1 pseudogene is annotated in these 306 nt (G+C 56.5%); it reads left to right on the top strand.

From position 1 onward, the window contains the following. A pseudogene (locus EN852_RS42955) lies at positions 1-138 on the top strand (MBL fold metallo-hydrolase); the annotation flags it as partial. Positions 139-306 lie beyond the last annotated feature (168 nt).

The following is a 306-nucleotide window of genomic DNA, read 5'->3' as shown; positions in this document are numbered from 1 at the left end:
CTGGCACCGACGAAAGCCGTGCTGACGCATATGCACGTGCCGCTGGACTACGCCCTGGTAATGGCCGAGACACCGGACCACGTGGTGCCGGCCTATGATGTTATGGCGATCGAAATTCCTTACGAGTCAGAGCGATAACGACGACTGCTCAGTTAGCATTGCAATCTCAACTACGAGATATTTAGGGACCCATCCGCAAGGGCGACGCCACTGCGTTCGGCGCAAGGGCTACGGGCACGTTGCTACGCGAGGCGCGCCAAAGCCCGCATCGATATCGCGAGATAAGTTCCATAATCTATCTTATGC

The sequence above is a fragment of the Mesorhizobium sp. M2E.F.Ca.ET.209.01.1.1 genome (assembly GCF_004010375.2).
In the GTDB taxonomy this organism is placed as follows: domain Bacteria; phylum Pseudomonadota; class Alphaproteobacteria; order Rhizobiales; family Rhizobiaceae; genus Mesorhizobium.
This window is presented reverse-complemented; position numbering and strand designations above follow the sequence as displayed.